The 16,915-nt window shown below is 73.6% G+C and carries 14 protein-coding genes; 12 read left to right on the plus strand and 2 right to left on the minus strand.

From position 1 onward, the window contains the following. Nucleotides 1–22: 22 nt before the first annotated feature. Complete coding sequence (locus tag M2163_RS37275; protein WP_280848504.1) at nucleotides 23–412, plus strand: ribonuclease domain-containing protein; 390 nt, start codon at nucleotides 23–25, stop codon at nucleotides 410–412. On the opposite strand, the gene M2163_RS37280 is transcribed toward M2163_RS37275, so the two are convergent. Then, the gene (locus tag M2163_RS37280; protein ID WP_280896187.1) at nucleotides 396–599 is read right to left on the minus strand and encodes a hypothetical protein; all 204 of its coding nucleotides are present in this window, start codon (nucleotides 597–599) and stop codon (nucleotides 396–398) included. The genes M2163_RS37275 and M2163_RS37280 overlap by 17 nt on opposite strands. 169 nt (nucleotides 600–768) lie before the next feature. Between M2163_RS37280 and M2163_RS37285 the strand changes: the two genes are divergently transcribed. From M2163_RS37285 to M2163_RS37295, 3 genes are all read left to right on the plus strand, one after another. Continuing rightward, a complete protein-coding gene (locus tag M2163_RS37285; RefSeq protein ID WP_280848502.1) occupies nucleotides 769–2,028 on the plus strand; it encodes a histidine kinase in 1,260 nt (419 codons plus the stop codon). Nucleotides 2,029–2,110: 82 nt separating this feature from the next. Further along, the gene (locus tag M2163_RS37290; protein ID WP_280848501.1) at nucleotides 2,111–2,800 is read left to right on the plus strand and encodes a response regulator transcription factor; all 690 of its coding nucleotides are present in this window, start codon (nucleotides 2,111–2,113) and stop codon (nucleotides 2,798–2,800) included. A 39-nt stretch (nucleotides 2,801–2,839) separates the two neighbouring features. Then, nucleotides 2,840–4,027 (plus strand): cytochrome P450, encoded by a 1,188-nt coding sequence (locus M2163_RS37295; protein ID WP_280896188.1) that lies wholly within the window; start codon nucleotides 2,840–2,842, stop codon nucleotides 4,025–4,027. A gap of 678 nt (nucleotides 4,028–4,705) precedes the next feature. Here M2163_RS37295 and M2163_RS37300 read toward each other — a convergent pair. Continuing rightward, nucleotides 4,706–5,728 carry a Gfo/Idh/MocA family oxidoreductase gene (locus tag M2163_RS37300; RefSeq protein ID WP_280848499.1) on the minus strand — a complete coding sequence of 341 codons (1,023 nt, stop codon included), beginning with the start codon at nucleotides 5,726–5,728 and terminating at the stop codon, nucleotides 4,706–4,708. A 130-nt stretch (nucleotides 5,729–5,858) separates the two neighbouring features. Between M2163_RS37300 and M2163_RS37305 the strand changes: the two genes are divergently transcribed. From M2163_RS37305 to M2163_RS37340, 8 genes are all read left to right on the plus strand, one after another. Further along, nucleotides 5,859–6,596, plus strand: coding sequence for a GntR family transcriptional regulator (locus M2163_RS37305; RefSeq protein ID WP_280854051.1), 738 nt, complete (start codon nucleotides 5,859–5,861; stop codon nucleotides 6,594–6,596). A 120-nt stretch (nucleotides 6,597–6,716) separates the two neighbouring features. After that, a complete protein-coding gene (locus M2163_RS37310) occupies nucleotides 6,717–7,865 on the plus strand; it encodes an ROK family glucokinase (protein WP_037712265.1) in 1,149 nt (382 codons plus the stop codon). Further along, nucleotides 7,862–8,446, plus strand: coding sequence for a sugar kinase (locus M2163_RS37315; RefSeq protein ID WP_280848498.1), 585 nt, complete (start codon nucleotides 7,862–7,864; stop codon nucleotides 8,444–8,446). The genes M2163_RS37310 and M2163_RS37315 overlap by 4 nt, the downstream gene beginning before the upstream one ends. An 88-nt stretch (nucleotides 8,447–8,534) precedes the next feature. Beyond that, nucleotides 8,535–11,399 (plus strand): DEAD/DEAH box helicase, encoded by a 2,865-nt coding sequence (locus M2163_RS37320; RefSeq protein WP_280896189.1) that lies wholly within the window; start codon nucleotides 8,535–8,537, stop codon nucleotides 11,397–11,399. A gap of 563 nt (nucleotides 11,400–11,962) precedes the next feature. Beyond that, the gene (locus M2163_RS37325; protein WP_280897374.1) at nucleotides 11,963–13,897 is read left to right on the plus strand and encodes an SWIM zinc finger family protein; all 1,935 of its coding nucleotides are present in this window, start codon (nucleotides 11,963–11,965) and stop codon (nucleotides 13,895–13,897) included. Nucleotides 13,898–14,032: 135 nt separating this feature from the next. Next, nucleotides 14,033–15,331: an alpha/beta fold hydrolase gene (locus M2163_RS37330; protein WP_280896190.1), complete on the plus strand. Its 1,299-nt coding sequence runs from the start codon at nucleotides 14,033–14,035 to the stop codon at nucleotides 15,329–15,331. A gap of 73 nt (nucleotides 15,332–15,404) precedes the next feature. Then, entirely contained in the window at nucleotides 15,405–16,040 is a 636-nt protein-coding gene (locus M2163_RS37335; RefSeq protein ID WP_280896191.1) for an MBL fold metallo-hydrolase, read from the plus strand. 30 nt (nucleotides 16,041–16,070) lie between these two features. Continuing rightward, the gene (locus M2163_RS37340) at nucleotides 16,071–16,850 is read left to right on the plus strand and encodes an exodeoxyribonuclease III (RefSeq protein ID WP_280848494.1); all 780 of its coding nucleotides are present in this window, start codon (nucleotides 16,071–16,073) and stop codon (nucleotides 16,848–16,850) included. The last annotated feature ends 65 nt before the right edge of the window (nucleotides 16,851–16,915 follow it).

Below are 16,915 nucleotides of genomic sequence, written 5' to 3' on the forward strand. Positions count from 1 at the left end.
CTACGCGCGTCATCATGAGGGCATGAGATTCCCCCCACGGATCACTCGCACCGCCGCCTCGGCCGTCGTCCTGTCGGCCCTCCTCGTCGGCGGCACCGTCACCACCGCCACCCCGGCGGCCGCCGCCGTCGGCAGCATCTGCTACTCCAGGCTGCCCTCCCAGGCCCACGACACCCTGGACCTGATCGAACAGGGCGGCCCCTACCCCTACTCGCAGGACGGGAGCGTCTTCCAGAACCGCGAAGGCGTCCTGCCGAGCCAATCGACCGGCTACTACCACGAGTACACGGTGATCACGCCGGGCTCCTCCACGCGCGGCGCGCGCCGGATCGTCACCGGGGAGAGGAGCCAGGAGGACTACTACACGGCGGACCACTACGCCACGTTCAACCTGGTCAACTACGGCTGCTGAGGGCCTCCGCGGCGGCGAACAGCGCGAACGCCAGCACGATCAGGGCGATGCTCGCGTAGACGCCGTAGCCGTCGAGGAAACCGATCCGCTGGACGAGGCCGACGTGCCAGTCGGTGAACTCGTGCAGCAGACCCGCCCCGCCCTGCACCAGGGCGAGGAAACCGAGCAGTTCCAGCAGGTGCTTCATGGGTAGAGCCTCGCCCCGCGAACCCCCCACGCACATCGGTCGCGGGGCGAGCCCCGTTCCACCGAAGCATCGGTCGCGCGCAGCGGTCCGCGCCGAAAGTCTGCGGTGCCGCGACTTTGGTCGCCGATCCCGCTCGCGGGGAGGTGCACCCGGTCCGCACTGCGTAGATTTGTCGACCGTGAGCGCTGACGAGACGGTTCCCGAGCCCCCGGTCTTCCCCGGCCGGCGCTGGCTGCTGCCGTCCGCCGTCATCCATGAGTTCGACCCCGCCGACGCGCGGCCCGGACGGCGCCCCCGGCGCACCGCGCGCGACTGGCTCGTCGACTTCTCCTGCTTCCTCGTGGCCGTCGTCATCGGCCTGCTCGCCGCGGACGCCGTCGGCGACAACCCGCACGTGTCGCGCACCGCGGCCGAACTGGACCAACTGCTCGGCGCGCTCGCCTGCGCGGCCGTATGGCTGCGCCGCCGCCTGCCGCTCGGCCTCGCCGTGGCCACGATCCCGCTCAGCGTGCTCTCGGACACCGCCGGCGGCGCCTGCATGATCGCCGTCTTCTCCCTCGCCGTGCACCGCCCCTTCCGTTACGTCGCCTGGGTGGCCGGCGCCAACATCGCCCTCGTCCCCCTCATCTACCGGCTGCGGCCCGACGCGGACCTGCCGTACCTCGTGTCTGTCGTCCTCGCCGTGGTGCTGGTCGCCGCCGTCGTCGGCTGGGGCCTGCTCGTGCGATCCAAACGGCAGCTCATGTTCAGCCTGCGCGACCGGGCCCGGCGCGCCGAGACCGAGGCACGGCTGCGGGCCGAGCAGGCGCAGCGGCTCGCCCGGGAGGCCATCGCGCGCGAGATGCACGACGTCCTCGCACACCGGCTGACCCTGCTCAGCGTCCACGCGGGCGCCCTGGAGTTCCGTCCGGACGCGCCCCGGGAGGAGGTCGCGCGGGCGGCCGGTGTCATCCGGGAGAGCGCGCACGAGGCGCTCCAGGACCTGCGGGAGATCATCGGCGTGCTGCGGGCCGCGGACCACGACGACACGGGCCGCCCCCAGCCGACCCTGGCCGCGCTCGACACTCTGGTCGCCGAGTCCCGGGAGGCCGGCATGAAGGTCGTCCTCGACAGCCGGGTCGCCGACCCCGCCGCCGTCCCCGCCTCCGTGGGACGCACCGCCTACCGCGTCGCCCAGGAGGGCCTCACCAACGCCCGCAAGCACGCCCCCGGCACGGAGGTCGCGGTCACCGTCACCGGCGGTCCGGGCGAGGGCCTCACCGTGTCCGTCCGCAACCCCCCGCCCGACGGCGAGGTGCCGCCCGTCCCCGGTTCGGGACAGGGACTGATCGGCCTCACCGAGCGCGCCACGCTCGCCGGGGGCCGGCTGGAGCACGGGGTGGAGGAGGACGGGGCGTTCGGGGTGCGGGCCTGGCTGCCGTGGGGGTGACCGTCCTCGCTGTCGTCGGCGCGGCAACCCGCCCGTCCACAAGGGTGATTGCCACGCGCCGCCGCGTGGTTACGTAGGGCCCATGACTGCGATCAGACTCCTCCTCGTCGACGACGACCCCCTGGTGCGGGCCGGTCTGTCCCTGATGCTGGGCGGGGCCGAGGACATCGAGATCGTCGGGGAGGCGGCGGACGGCACCCAGGTCGAGGCCGCCGTCGACCGGACCCGTCCGGACGTCGTCCTCATGGACATCAGGATGCCGGCCGTGGACGGCCTCACGGCCACGGAGCGGCTGCGCCGCCGCCCCGACGCCCCGCAGGTCGTCGTCCTGACCACCTTCCACGCCGACGAGCAGGTCCTGCGCGCCCTGCGCGCGGGCGCCGCAGGGTTCGTCCTCAAGGACACCCCGCCCGCCGAGATCCTCGCCGCCGTGCGCCGGGTCGCGGCCGGCGACCCCGTCCTGTCGCCCGCCGTCACCCGCCAGCTGATGGACCACGCGGCCGGCTCCGCCGCCGACACCCGGCGGGCACGCGCGCGTGAGCGCATGACCGCCCTCAACGACCGCGAACGGGAAGTCGCCGTCGCCGTCGGGCAGGGCCTGTCCAACGCCGAGATCGCCGCCGCCCTCTACATGAGCGTCGCCACCGTCAAGACGCACGTCTCCCGTGTCCTGGCCAAGCTCGACCTCAACAACCGGGTGCAGATCGCGTTGCTGGCGTACGACGCGGGACTTCTGGAGCAGTCCGAGCAAACCGAGCCGGACGGGCACTAGAGGAGGCCGCCCGGCGTTGACGGTGTGAAGGGGGAGTTCATGACCGACGCAGTGATCGATCTCGGGGAGTACGGCGAGGCGTTCCTTGCCGACCCGCACGCCGTGTACGCCGAGTTGCGCGAGCAGGGGCCCGTGCACCGGGTGCGGCCGCCCGGCTCCGACGCCGACTACTCGACCTGGCTCGTCGTCGGGCACGAGGAGGCGCGCGCGGCACTCGCCGATCAGAGACTGTCCAAGGACGGCCGCAAGATCGGGGCGCTGTTCCACGACGAGGAGCTGATCGGCCGCCACCTGCTGGGCAGCGACCCGCCCGAGCACACCCGGCTGCGGGGCCTGGTCGCCCGGGCCTTCACCATGCGCCGCGTCGAGCAACTGCGGCCCAGGATCCAGGAGATCACCGACGACCTCCTCGACGTGATGCTGCCGCACGGCCGCGCCGACCTGGTGCGGTCCCTCGCCTACCCGCTGCCGATCACCGTGATCTGCGAGCTCCTCGGCGTGCCCGAGATGGACCGCACCGAGTTCCGGAAGCTGTCCACGGAGGTCGTGGCGCCCACCAGCCCGGAGAGTTCGTACGACGCCGTCCTGCGCCTCGGCGCGTATCTGAAGGAACTCATCGAGGACAAGCGGTGCGCCGGACCGAGCGACGACCTGCTCGGCGACCTCATCCGCACCACCGCCTCCGACGGCGACCGGCTCTCCCCGTCGGAACTGCGCGGCATGGCCTTCCTGTTGCTGATCGCGGGCCACGAGACCACGGTCAACCTCATCACCAACGGCGTGCACGCCCTGCTCACCCACCCGGACCAACTCGCCGTCCTGCGCGCCGACATGAGCCTCGTCGACGGGGCCGTCGAGGAGACACTGCGCTATGAGGGGCCGGTGGAGAACGCGACGTTCCGTTATGCGGCCGAGCCCCTGGAGATAGCGGGACGGGCCATAGCCCAGGGCGACCCCGTGATGATCTGCCTGAGCGCGGCGGACCGGGACGGCTCCCGTTACCCGGCCCCGGACCGCTTCGACATCCGCCGCGACCCCCGCGGCCACCTGGCGTTCGGCCACGGCATCCACTACTGCCTCGGCGCCCCCCTGGCCCGCCTGGAGGCCCGCACGGCGATCCACACCCTCCTGGACCGAGCCCCCGCCCTCACCCTCGACGGCCCCCCGGGGGAGTGGCTGCCGGGCATGCTGATCAGGGGCGTGCGGAGTCTGCCGGTGCGCTGGTAGGGCTTGGCGGGCAGGTCGGGCAGGTCGGGCAGGTCGGGCAGGTCGGGCAGGTCGGGCTGGTCGGGCTGGTCGGGCTGGTCGGGCGGGGCGCGTGCCGGTGCGGTCGGCGGGAGTGACGGGTTCCGTTCGGGCAGGGTGCGAGTTCGGAGTCGTCGGCTGGTGGTCGTGCGGAACTGCGGTCGGTTCGCCGTGCCGGGCCCGATGCAGTGAATGTGCCGGGTCCCGTCGGTGGGGGAGGTCGTGCCGGGATGACCGTCGATTCACCGCGCCGGGGCTCGGTGGAGCGGACGTCCACAGGAGCACTCGCCGGTGGTCGTGTCGGGCTGCGGTCGGTTGACCGCGCCGGGATCCGATGGGGCGGGCGTGGCAGGTGTCGTGGAGTGGGCGCGCGGAGTCGTCGGCTGGTGGTCGTGCGGAACTGCGGTCGGTTCGCCGTGCCGGGCCCGGTGCAGTGAATGTGCCGGGTCCCGTCGGTGGGGGAGGTCGTGCCGGGATGACCGTCGACTCACCGCGCCGGGGCCGGGTCAGTGAGGGACGACCGGGGGCGGGCATGCCTGTGTGTGCGTGCCCGGGTCCGGTCAAGCGGACATGCCGGATCCGGTCGGCGGGGTGATCGGGACCGGTCGAGCAGTCGTACCGGCGCCGGGGCCAAGGGGTGCCGTCAGTCGGCCCCGGCGGTCAGAACGCGGACGCGCTCGTGCTGCCCGGGAGCTCCGCCAGACGTACGGCCCTGCGTTCACGGCGGGAGATCTCACAGGCCTCGGCGACCCGCAGCGCCTGCAATGCCTCGCGCCCGTCGCAGGGGTTCGCCCGTTCACCCCGGACCACCTCGATGAACGCGGCCAGTTCGGCCTCGTAGGCCGGTCCGAACCGCTCCAGGAACCCCGTCCACGGCTTGTCCGCCGCGGGCGGCCCGGTGGGCTCCGTGGACGCGATCGGCGTGCGGTCGTCCAGACCCACCACGACCTGGTCCCGCTCCCCGGCGAGCTCCATGCGCACGTCGTACCCGGCCCCGTTCAGCCGCGTGGCCGTGGCCGTCGCGAGGGTCCCGTCGTCGAGGGTGAGCACGGCCGCCGCGGTGTCGACGTCCCCCGCGGCCCGGAACATCGGCGGACCGGCGTCGGACCCGGCCGCGTACACGTCGACGATCTCGTGCCCGGTCACCCAGCGCAGGATGTCGAAGTCGTGGATCAGCGTGTCCCGGTACAGCCCCCCGGACAGCGGCAGCCACTCCGCCGGCGGCGGCGCCTGGTCGGAGGTGAGCGCCCGCACGGTGTGCAGCCGTCCGAGCCGCCCCGAGCGCACCGCCTCCCGCGCACCGGTGTAGCCCGCGTCGAAACGCCGCTGGAAACCCATCTGCAGAACCGTCCCGGCGGTCTCCACCTCGGCGATGGCCTGCATCGTGCCGGGCAGGTCGAGCGCGATGGGCTTCTCGCAGAACACCGGCAGGCCCGAGCGCGCCGCCCGGCCGATCAGCTCGGCGTGGGCGGACGTGGCCGTGGTGATGACCACGGCGTCCACGCCCCATTTGAAGATCTCGTCGACGCCCGGGGCCGCGGTCTCCCCGAGGCGGTGCGCGAGTTCCTGGGCCCGTGCCCCGTCCGCGTCCGTGAGGATTAAGGAACCGACCTCCCGATGGCGGCTGAGCGTGTTCGCATGAATGGTGCCGATGCGGCCCGTCCCTATGACCCCGATGCGCATGTGAACAAAGTGTGGTCGCGCACCCCGTGCTGTCAATCCGTATGTCCGGACAATCTGACTACACGACTTCCCGTCAACAGCGCCCGGAGCTACGCTCGGGCCCGTGCCGAAACCAGAAGTGGACCCGACCGTGACGCTCGAGCTCAGTGTGGACCGCAGCAGCCCGGTGCCGTTGTACTTCCAGCTGTCCCAGCAGCTGGAGGCCGCGATCGAGCACGGAACGCTCACTCCCGGCTCCCTGCTGGGCAACGAGATCGAGCTCGCCGCGCGGCTCGGCCTGTCCCGGCCCACCGTCCGCCAGGCCATCCAGTCGCTCGTCGACAAGGGCCTGCTCGTGCGCCGCCGCGGAGTCGGCACCCAGGTCGTGCACAGCCAGGTCAAGCGCCCACTGGAGCTCAGCAGCCTCTACGACGACCTGGAGGCGGCCGGCCAGCGCCCCGCGACGAAGGTCCTCGTCAACGCCGTGGTCCCCGCCACCGCCGAGATCGCCGCCGCGCTCGGCGTCGCCGAGGGCAGCGACGTGCACCGGGTGGAACGCCTGCGCCTCGCCCACGGCGAGCCGATGGCCCACCTGTGCAACTTCATCCCCCCGGCCCTCCTCGACCTGGACACCGCGCAACTGGAGACCACGGGCCTCTACCGCATGATGCGAGCGGCCGGCATCACCCTCCACAGCGCCCGCCAGACGATCGGCGCGAGAGCGGCCACTACGGAGGAGGCGGACCGCCTGGCGGAGGAGACGGGTGCCCCCCTCCTCACCATGCAACGAGTCACCTTCGACGACACCGGGCGAGCGGTCGAGTACGGCACGCACACATATCGCCCAACTCGCTATTCATTCGAATTCCAGCTCCTGGTCCGGCCTTAAAGGGGCGCGGGGAACTGCGCGATCAGCCACGTACTGCGCGCACCCGGCATGACGCGCGCACCCCCCTTTGCTGCCCCGTGTTCGGCACCCGCAGGGCCCGTGCGGCAGAATCGGGCCTTGATGAGCACCTACGGCAACTTCAGCGCCCCCATAGGCTCCCGCCGCGCCCCCGCCCTGCGGACCGTCGGCACGCGGGAACGCCGCTCACACCTGACCGCACCGCGCGTGCCGACGGTGGGCATCGACATCGGCGGCACCAAGGTCATGGCGGGTGTCGTCGACGCCGACGGCAACATCCTGGAGAAGGTCCGCACCGAGACCCCGGACAAGTCCAAGAGCCCCAAGGTCGTCGAGGACACCATCGTCGAGCTGGTCCTCGACCTGTCCGACCGCCACGACGTCCACGCGGTCGGCATCGGCGCCGCGGGCTGGGTCGACGCCGACCGCAACCGCGTGCTGTTCGCCCCCCACCTGTCCTGGCGCAACGAACCCCTCCGCGACCGCATCGCCGGTCGCCTCGCGGTCCCCGTCCTCGTGGACAACGACGCCAACACCGCCGCCTGGGCCGAATGGCGCTTCGGCGCGGGCCGCGGCGAGGACCACCTGGTCATGATCACGCTCGGCACCGGCATCGGCGGCGCGATCCTGGAGGACGGCCAGGTCAAACGCGGCAAGTACGGCGTCGCCGGCGAGTTCGGGCACATGCAGGTCGTCCCCGGCGGCCACCGCTGCCCGTGCGGCAACCGGGGCTGCTGGGAGCAGTACAGCTCCGGGAACGCGCTGGTCAGGGAGGCCAGGGAGCTGGCCGCCGCCGACTCCCCGGTGGCGTACGGGATCATCGAGCACGTCAAGGGCAACATCGGCGACATCACGGGCCCGATGATCACCGAGCTGGCCCGTGACGGCGACGCGATGTGCATCGAGCTGCTCCAGGACATCGGTCAGTGGCTCGGCGTCGGCATCGCGAACCTCGCCGCCGCCCTCGACCCGTCCTGCTTCGTCATCGGCGGCGGCGTCAGCGCGGCCGACGACCTGCTGATCGGTCCCGCGCGGGACGCCTTCAAGCGCCAGCTCACCGGCCGCGGCTACCGCCCCGAGGCCCGCATCGCCCGCGCCCAGCTCGGCCCCGAGGCCGGCATGGTCGGCGCCGCCGACCTCGCCCGCCTGGTCGCCCGCCGCTTCCGGCGCGCCAACCGCCGCCGGGTGGAGCGGCACGAGCGCTACGAACGGTACGTGGAGGCCCGCCGCACGTCCCGGGACACCGCATGACGGCATCCCTGCCGCGTCAGGCCGCGGCGCCCCCCGACGGGCCGGAGCCTCCGACCGAGGACCGCCGCCACATGATCCGGCGCAGGGCGATCACGCTGCTCATCATCGGCCTGCTCATCGGCGTCCCGGCCGGCTACCTGGTGATCTCCGCCAACCAGAGCCGCGACAGCGGCAAGGACAAAGAGGCCAAGTACTCGGCGACGGGCCTCACGCCCGGCTGGCCCTCCAAGGTCCAGCGCCGCCTCTACCAGGTGCCGGTCCCGCACCCCGCGGACATGGTCGCCTCCTACGAGACCAACAACTGGAAGACCAGCCGCCTCTACGTCAAGTTCCGCACGACGGACGCGGGCCTGGCCGCCTTCCTCACCGGCATGGGCGTCAGCCGTGCCGACCTGAAGAAGAACGAGATCTCCATCAGCGAGCGCGACCAGAAGATCACCGGCTGGAGGTTCGACGGCCCGCGCTCGTGGTGGGGCCTGACCCACGCGCAGAAGGACCCGGCGCCCACCCAGGACGTCATGGTCAACCTGACCGTGCCGAACGCCCCGAAGGTGTACGTCGTCTCGCGCACGGTTCCCTGACCCGACCGTCTCCGGAGCCGATTGTCAGACCCCGCCCGTAGAGTCGAAGACGAGTGATCCGACACGCGGGCGGGAGGTGACAGGACGTATGGGCGACAGCACCATGGTGGCCGAGCGCGGGAGCGAGCAGTGGGACGCGGCCGTCGCCGTCCGGCTCGCCGCCGTCTTCCTGCCCGCACCCCTGCCCCGTGAGGGCAGGATCGCGTTCTGGGACCCCGAGGGCGCACCCCTCCCGGCCGCCGAGAACCCCGGCACCACCTCCCCCGAGCGCACCGAGCTCACTGTCGTGCGCCCCCACGGAGCGGCAATCCGGCGCCGGACCGCCCCCGCCCTCACGCTCCCGGTCGCTGCGGCCCTGCCCCTCCTCGTCCGGGCCCGGCGCGATCCCGGCGCCCATCCCGCCACCGCCTGCTGGGGCGCGGCCGCCCTGCACGCGCTGCGGCTCACCGCCCGCGGCCGCCTGCTGCCCGGACTCACCGCCACCGGTCACGACGCCTGGCGGGCCGGGCCCCTGGACCCCGACGACATCGCCCACCTCCGCGCGGTCGCGGCCGCCCTGCCCCATGAGGGCCACGCGGTCCCGCTCCCCGGCCCCGGCCCGCTCCGGCTGCCGGATCCGGAAGCCCTGATGCGCTCCTTCCTCGACGCGGTCGCCGACACCCTGCCCCGCACCCCCGCCGCCCCCTACGCCTCCGGCAAGCCCTTCGCGGCCCGCGCACCGCAGCGGCTGCCGCACGCCCAGGACTGGGCCGCCGAAGTCGCCGCCGGCATGGACGCGGGCGTGCGGATCTCGCTCCGCCTCGACCTGTCGGCGTACGACTTGTTCAACGCCGACGCCGAGGGCGTGCGCAGCGCGGGCGCCGCGATCGTCCAGGTGCACAGCCTCGCCGACCCGACCCTGGTGACCGACGCGGCGGCGCTGTGGTCGGGCGACGCCGACGCCGTCTTCGGGCCACGCGCCCGCGTGGACGCGGCCCTCGCCGTGCGGCGCGCCGCACGGGTGTGGCCGCCCCTGGACCGGCTCTCCGAGCAGGACGTGCCCGACGTACTGGCCCTGTCCGACGAGGAGTTGGGCGACCTGCTCGGCGTGGCAGCGACCCGGCTCGCGGCCGCCGGAGTCGCGGTGCACTGGCCGCGCGACCTCGCGCAGGACCTCACCGCGGCGGCGGTCGTACGCCCCGCCCCGGGCTCGGCGACCGACGGCACCGGGTTCTTCGAGAGCGAGGAACTGCTCCAGTTCCGCTGGCAGTTGGCGCTCGGCGGCGACCCGCTCAGCGAGGCCGAGATGGACGCGCTGGCCGAGGCCCACCGTCCCGTCGTACGCCTCAGGGACCAGTGGGTGCTGGTCGACCCCGCCCTCGTCCGCAAGGCCCGCAAACGCGAACTGGGCCTGCTCGACCCCGTCGACGCGCTCTCCGTGGCCCTCACCGGCAGTGCGGAGGTCGACGGCGAGACGGTCGAGGCGGTGCCCGTCGGCGCGCTCGCCGCCCTGCGCGACCGCCTGACCGCCGGAGTGCGCCCCGCCGAACCGCCGCCGGGCCTGCACGCCACCCTGCGCGACTACCAGCTCCGCGGCCTGGCCTGGCTGGACCTCATGACCTCCCTCGGCCTCGGCGGCTGCCTCGCCGACGACATGGGACTCGGCAAGACCATCACCGTCATCGCCCTGCACCTGCGCCGGGCGCGCCGCGAGCCGACCCTCGTCGTCTGTCCCGCCTCGCTCCTGGGCAACTGGCAGCGGGAGATCACCCGGTTCGCGCCCGGCGTCCCCGTCCGCCGCTTCCACGGCACGGACCGCAGCCTGGACGACCTCGACGGCGGTTTCGTCCTCACCACGTACGGCACCATGCGGGCGGCGGCGGCCCGGCTGGCCGAGCAGCGCTGGGGCATGGTCGTCGCGGACGAGGCCCAGCACGTGAAGAACCCGTACTCGGCCACCGCCAAGGCCCTGCGCACCATCCCGTCGCCCGCGCGCGTGGCCCTCACGGGAACCCCGGTCGAGAACAACCTCTCGGAGCTGTGGGCCCTGCTCGACTGGACCACCCCCGGGCTGCTCGGCCCCCTGAAGTCCTTCCGCGCCCGGCACGCGCGCGCCGTGGAGAACGGCGAGGACGAGGAGGCGGTGACCCGGCTGGCGAGGCTGGTGCGGCCCTTCCTCCTGCGCCGCAAGAAGTCCGACCCGGGCATCGTCCCCGAGCTGCCGCCGAAGACGGAGACCGACCATCCGGTCCCGCTCACCCGTGAACAGGCCTCGCTGTACGAGGCGGTGGTGCGCGAGTCGCTGCTGGCCATCGAGACCGCACAGGGCATCGCGCGCAGGGGCCTGGTGCTGAAGCTGCTGGGCGCGCTGAAGCAGATCTGCGACCACCCCGCGCTGTACCTGAAGGAGGAGGTCCCGCCGACGGCCGGCGAGCGCCTGGTCGCCCGTTCCGGCAAACTGGCGCTGCTGGACGAGCTGTTGGACACCCTGCTGGCGGAGGACGGCTCGGCCCTCGTCTTCACCCAGTACGTGGGGATGGCCCGCCTGATCACCGCCCACCTCGCCGCTCGCGCGGTCCCGGTGGACCTGCTGCACGGCGGGACACCGGTGCCGGAGCGCGAGCGCATGGTGGACCGCTTCCAGAGCGGGGCAATCCCGGTCCTGGTCCTGTCGCTCAAGGCGGCGGGCACGGGCCTCAACCTCACCCGCGCGGGACACGTGATTCACTTCGACCGCTGGTGGAACCCCGCCGTCGAGGAACAGGCCACCGACCGCGCCTACCGCATCGGCCAGACCCAGCCCGTGCAGGTCCACCGCCTCATCACCGAGGGCACCGTGGAGGACCGCATCGCCGAGATGCTCGAAGCCAAGCGTGCCCTCGCCGACGCGATCCTCGGTTCCGGTGAGTCCGCCCTCACCGAACTCACCGACCGCGAACTGACCGACCTGGTCTCGCTCCGGAGGCCGTCATGACCCCTGGCCCCGCCGACGAGGTCCGCCGAGCCCTGCGGGAGGCACGGGAGCGGGCGGCACGGGAGACGACCGACGGTCCGAGCGGTGGGGGAGCGCGGGAGGACAGCGACGCTCCGACGGTGGGCGAGGCGGGTGGTGGTCCGGCGGGGCAGACCGGTGCTGCCGGGACAGGGAGCGCGACAGGAAGTGCGGGGAGCCTCGCGGCCGAGGGGGACGGCGACGTGGCGGCACCGCAGCCCGGGGACTCCTCGGTGACCGAGGCGCAGCGTTCCCTGGCTGAGGGCCCCGCGGGGGAGAGCAAGCATCCCCCGGCGGCGCAGGACGCGGCGCGTCACGGGGCCGAGGAGGCCTGGAGCCCTGCGGCGCAGGAAGAGGGGCGCCTCGCGGGCCCCGAAGAAGGCGACTCCACGGCGCCGGATGCGGGCTCGGAAGAGGACCGCGCGTCCGCTGAGGGCGCGCGACATCAGTGGAGCGCGGCGAGTACGCCGGGCAGGGCGTCCGAGGGCGCCGCGTCCGACCCCGCCGCGGCCGAGCCCCGGCCGGGGGACGTTGCTCGTGCCGCCCTGCGGGAAGCTGTCGCGGCGCGACGTGCCGCGCTCGCGGACGGTGCCACGGACCGGCCCCGGACGGACGCCGGTGACGCTGCCTCCGGCTCCGGCTCCGGCTCCGGCGGTCCCGTGCAGTCCGGTTCTCACGCAGCCCAGCCGGACGTTGCCGCTGCCCGCCCCGACTCGATCGCGCTCCCCACTGCCGCGGCCGACACCACGGAGCCGGACCCGAACCCGGACCCGGACCCGGATCGCCGCGCCGAGACGACACGACGGGACGTGGACGCCTCCGACACCGCACCCACCGAGCGTCCCGGCGCCCGCCCCGCGGACGCGGCACGCGAAGCGCTGCGGGCGGCCCGCAAGAGGCGGGCGGACACCGAGGCCGCAGAAGCCGAAGCCGCACGCGCACGCCGGTCGCGCAGGGCCACCCCGAGCGCGTCCCGAGAGCGGGGCCGGGACCGGAGCAGGACACCGGGTCCAGCTGCCGCCGTCCGGGCGCGTGACGTACGGGAGTTGCTGGCCGACGCCTTCCGCATGCCCGACGACATGACCCGGGAAGGGGAGGAGCACGGCGTCGAGCGCGAGGACAACAGCCTCACGCGGCAAGGAAGTTCCCTCCAGGAGACCCACCCTCCCGAGGACATCGCCCCGCACACCCCCGCGGCCCCCCGCCACCCCCACTCCATGGCCGCCCCCACCCGGGACAACGACCTGCGCCGCACCTTCCCCGCCTTCCCTCCCCACGCCTCCGAGGACGCCCGGTTCGCGGCCACGTGGTGGGGCAATGCCTGGGTCACCGCGCTGGAGGAGGGCGCGCTCGACGCCAAGCGGCTTGCGCGGGGCCGTGGTTACGCCGAGCAGGGGCACGTGGACGCGATCACCGTGACACCCGGGCTCGTGCTCGCCTATGTGCAGGGCAGCCGGGCCCGGCCGTACCGCGTGCAGGTGCGGTTGCGGACGCTCGGGGACGCCGACTGGGACCGCTTCCTGGACCTCGCCGCCGACCGGACCGGACACATCGCCGCACTGCTCGACAAGGAGATGCCCCAGGCGCTGGCCGAGTGCGGAGTGCCGTTGCTCCCCGGCCCCGGGGACCTCGAACCGCAGTGCAGCTGCCCCGACCGCGGGCACCCCTGCAAACACGCCGCGGCCCTCTGCTACCAGACGGCACGTCTGCTCGACGCCGACCCCTTCGTCCTGCTCCTGCTGCGCGGCCGGGGCGAACGCGAACTCCTCGACGCCCTCTCCCGCCTCAGCGCGGCGCGCGCGGCCCGGGCCGCCCAGGGACAGGAGCCGGCGCCGCTGCCCGGCGTACGGGCGGCCGAGGCCCTCGCGCCGCGCCGACTCCCGCCGCTCCCCGCGCCGTTGCCCCTCCCCGCGCACCCCGAGCAGCCTCCGGCCTACCCCGCGTCCCCGGGCGGTCCCGATCCCTTCGCCCTGGACCAGCTGGCCACCGACGCCGCGGCCCGCGCCCACGCCCTGCTCGGCACCGGCCGCGACCCGGTCGGCGAACTCACCCTCTGGCAGGACGCGGTCCGCCTGGCCGCCGCCCGCCCCGGCTCCGGCCTCACCGCCGGCACCCGCTCCCTCTACGCGTCCCTCGCCGCGGCCACCGACCGCACCCCGGCCGACCTGGCCCGCGCGGTCGCCGCCTGGAGACAGGGCGGCCTCGAAGGACTCGCCGTCCTCGAAGAACCCTGGGACCCACCGGCCGGCCGTTTCGACCGCGCCCGCCCCCTGCTCCTCGCCGCCGACCTTCCCGCCTTCCGCCCCTGGCGCAACCACCTCACCCACCCCCGCGGCCACATCCAGCTCCGGCTGGGGCGCGACGGCCTGTGGTACGCCTACGAGTCCGAACCGGGCCACGACGACTGGTGGCCGCGCGGCACCCCTGACCTGGACCCGGTCGGCGCCCTCACGGGCCTCGGCGCACCGACCGGCCTCTGACCCGACAGACCCGGCCCGACCGGAGCCGCCCCGGTGAAGGCCGTGTGAGAGTTCGCCGGTGATGTTCGGTAGCCGAGTGTGAGGAGTGGGGGCCAAGGGTCCGAAGCGTCGGAAAAGACGGTTAGCGTGGGGGCCGTGAGTGAGACGCAGACCCCCGCCCTCCAGTACCGCTTCGACGGCCCGGAAGACGCCCCCGTCCTCATCCTGGGGCCGTCGCTCGGGACCACGTGGCACATGTGGGACCGCCAGGTCCCCGAACTGGTCAAGCAGTGGCGTGTCTTCCGGTTCGACCTGCCGGGGCACGGCGGCGCGCCCGCCTACCCCGCTGGCTCCGTCGGCGACCTCGCCGACCGGCTGCTCGCCACGCTCGACCGGTTCGGGGTGCAGCGCTTCGGCTACACGGGCTGCGCGCTCGGCGGCGCGGTCGGCATGGAGCTGGCGCTGCGCCACCCGGAGCGGCTCGCCTCGCTCGCGCTGATCGCCGCCTCGCCCCGCTTCGGCACGGCCGACGAGTTCCGGCAGCGCGGCGTGATCGTACGGACGAACGGGCTCGACCCCATCGCCCGTACCTCGCCCGACCGCTGGTTCACCTCCGGGTTCGCCGCCGCCCAGCCCGCGATCACCGAGTGGGCCGTGCAGATGGTGCGCACGACCGATCCCGGCTGCTACATCGCGGCCTGCGAGGCGCTCGCCGCGTTCGACGTGCGGGCCGACCTCGCGAGCGTCGGGGTGCCGACGCTGGTGCTCGTCGGCTCCGACGACCAGGTCACCGGCCCCGCGGAGGCCCGCACCCTGGTCGCGGGCATCCCGGACGCCCGGCTCGCCGTCGTGCCCGGCGCCTCCCATCTGGTGCCGGTCGAGCAGCCCGCCGCCGTCACCGACCTCCTGGTCAGACACTTCTCCACCGCCTGGCAGCCCGCCTTCGACTCCAGCACCGGCCAGACGGCGATCCCCACGGCCCCCGTCACGCCGGTCCTCACGTCAGCGCCGCCGCACCCGGTGCCGATCGCCGAGATCGCCCCGGCCGCCCCGGACCCCCAGGCGACGGGCCGTGCCGACCCCTACGACACCGGCATCAAGGTGCGCCGCGAGGTGCTCGGCGACGCGCACGTCGACCGGGTACTGGGGCAGGCCGACGACTTCTCGGGCGACTTCCAGGAACTCCTGACCCGCTACGCCTGGGGCGAGATCTGGGACCGGCCCGGACTCGACCGCCGGTCCCGCAGCATCGCCACCCTCACCGCGCTGGTCGCGGGCGGGCACCTGGACGAGCTCGCCGCCCACACCCGGGCCGCCCTGCGCAACGGCCTCACCCCCTCCGAGATCAAGGAAGTGCTGCTCCAGGCCGCGGTGTACTGCGGTGTCCCGGCGGCCAGCAGCGCGTTCAAGGTGGCCCAGCAGGTCATCCGCGAGGAGACCACGCCCAGCGAGTGATCGTCCGAGGCGGGTGGCGAGAGCACCAGCCTGGGCTGCCCGTCCGTGCGGGACGCGGGGCAGGATGGACCCCATGAAGCTCACCAAGATGTCGCACGCCTGCGTCCGCCTGGAGAAGGACGGACGGACGCTCGTCCTCGACCCGGGGGCGTTCAGCGAGGAGCACGCCGCCCTCGGCGCCGACGCGATCCTCGTGACCCACGAACACCCCGACCACTTCAGCGAGGAACGGCTGCGGGCGGCCCTGGACGCCAACCCGGCCGCCGAGATCTGGACGCTGAAGTCGGTCGCCGAGAAGATCGGGGCGGCCTTCCCGGGCCGGGTGCACACCGTCGGCCACGGCGACACCTTCACCGCCGCCGGGTTCGACGTCCAGGTCCACGGCGAACTGCACGCCGTGATCCACCCGGACATCCCGCGCATCACCAATGTCGGCTACCTGATCGACGGCGGCACGGTCTTCCACCCCGGCGACGCCCTCACCGTCCCCGACCACGCCGTCGAGACGCTGATGCTGCCCGTCATGGCCCCCTGGAGCAAGATCTCCGAGGTCATCGACTACGTCCGTGAGGTCAAGCCGCAGCGCGCCTACGACATCCACGACGCCCTTCTCACGGACCTCGCCCGCCCGGTCTACGACAACCAGATCGGCGCCCTCGGCGGCGCGGAGCACCTGCGGCTGAAGCCGGGGGAGAGCACCGCGCTCTGAGTGTCAGTGCCGCCCGGTAGGTTGTGAGGCATGCGCATCGCGACCTGGAACGTCAACTCGATCACCGCCCGTCTCCCGAGGCTGCTGGCCTGGCTGGAGAGCACCGGCACCGACGTGCTGTGCCTCCAGGAGGCCAAGGTCGCCGAGGAGCAGTTCCCGTTCGACCAGCTCCGCGAGGCGGGCTACGAAGCAGCGGTGAACGCGACCGGGCGGTGGAACGGCGTGGCGGTGATCTCCCGCGTGGGCATCGAGGACGTCGTCAAGGGCCTGCCCGGAGACCCCGGATACGACGGCGCCCCGGAGCCCCGCGCCATCTCCGCGACCTGCGGCCCGGTCCGCGTCTGGTCGGTCTACGTGCCCAACGGCCGCGAGGTCGACCACCCGCACTACGCCTACAAGCTCCAGTGGTTCGAGGCCCTCAAGGCAGCGGTCGCCGGTGACGCGGCCGGCAGCCGCCCCTTCGCGGTCCTGGGTGACTACAACGTGGCGCCGACGGACGACGACGTCTACGACGTGGCCGCCTTCGAGGGCCTCACCCACGTCACCCCGGCCGAGCGCGCCGCCCTCGCCGCCCTGCGCGAGGCGGGCCTGTCGGACGTGGTCCCGCGGCCCCTGAAGTACGACCACCCGTTCACGTACTGGGACTACCGCCAGCTGTGCTTCCCCAAGAACCGCGGCATGCGCATCGACCTGGTCTACGGCAACGAACCCTTCGCGAAGGCCGTCACCGACGCCTACGTCGACCGTGAGGAGCGCAAGGGCAAGGGCGCGTCCGACCACGCGCCGGTGGTCGTCGACCTGGACGCCTAGATCCCCGGTGCGGACCGCCGGCCGGCCCGCCTCCCGCTCACGGGGGACGAAAGCCGCATCGCGCC

This window comes from Streptomyces sp. SAI-135 (genome assembly GCF_029893805.1).
Taxonomy (GTDB): Bacteria; Actinomycetota; Actinomycetes; order Streptomycetales; family Streptomycetaceae; genus Streptomyces.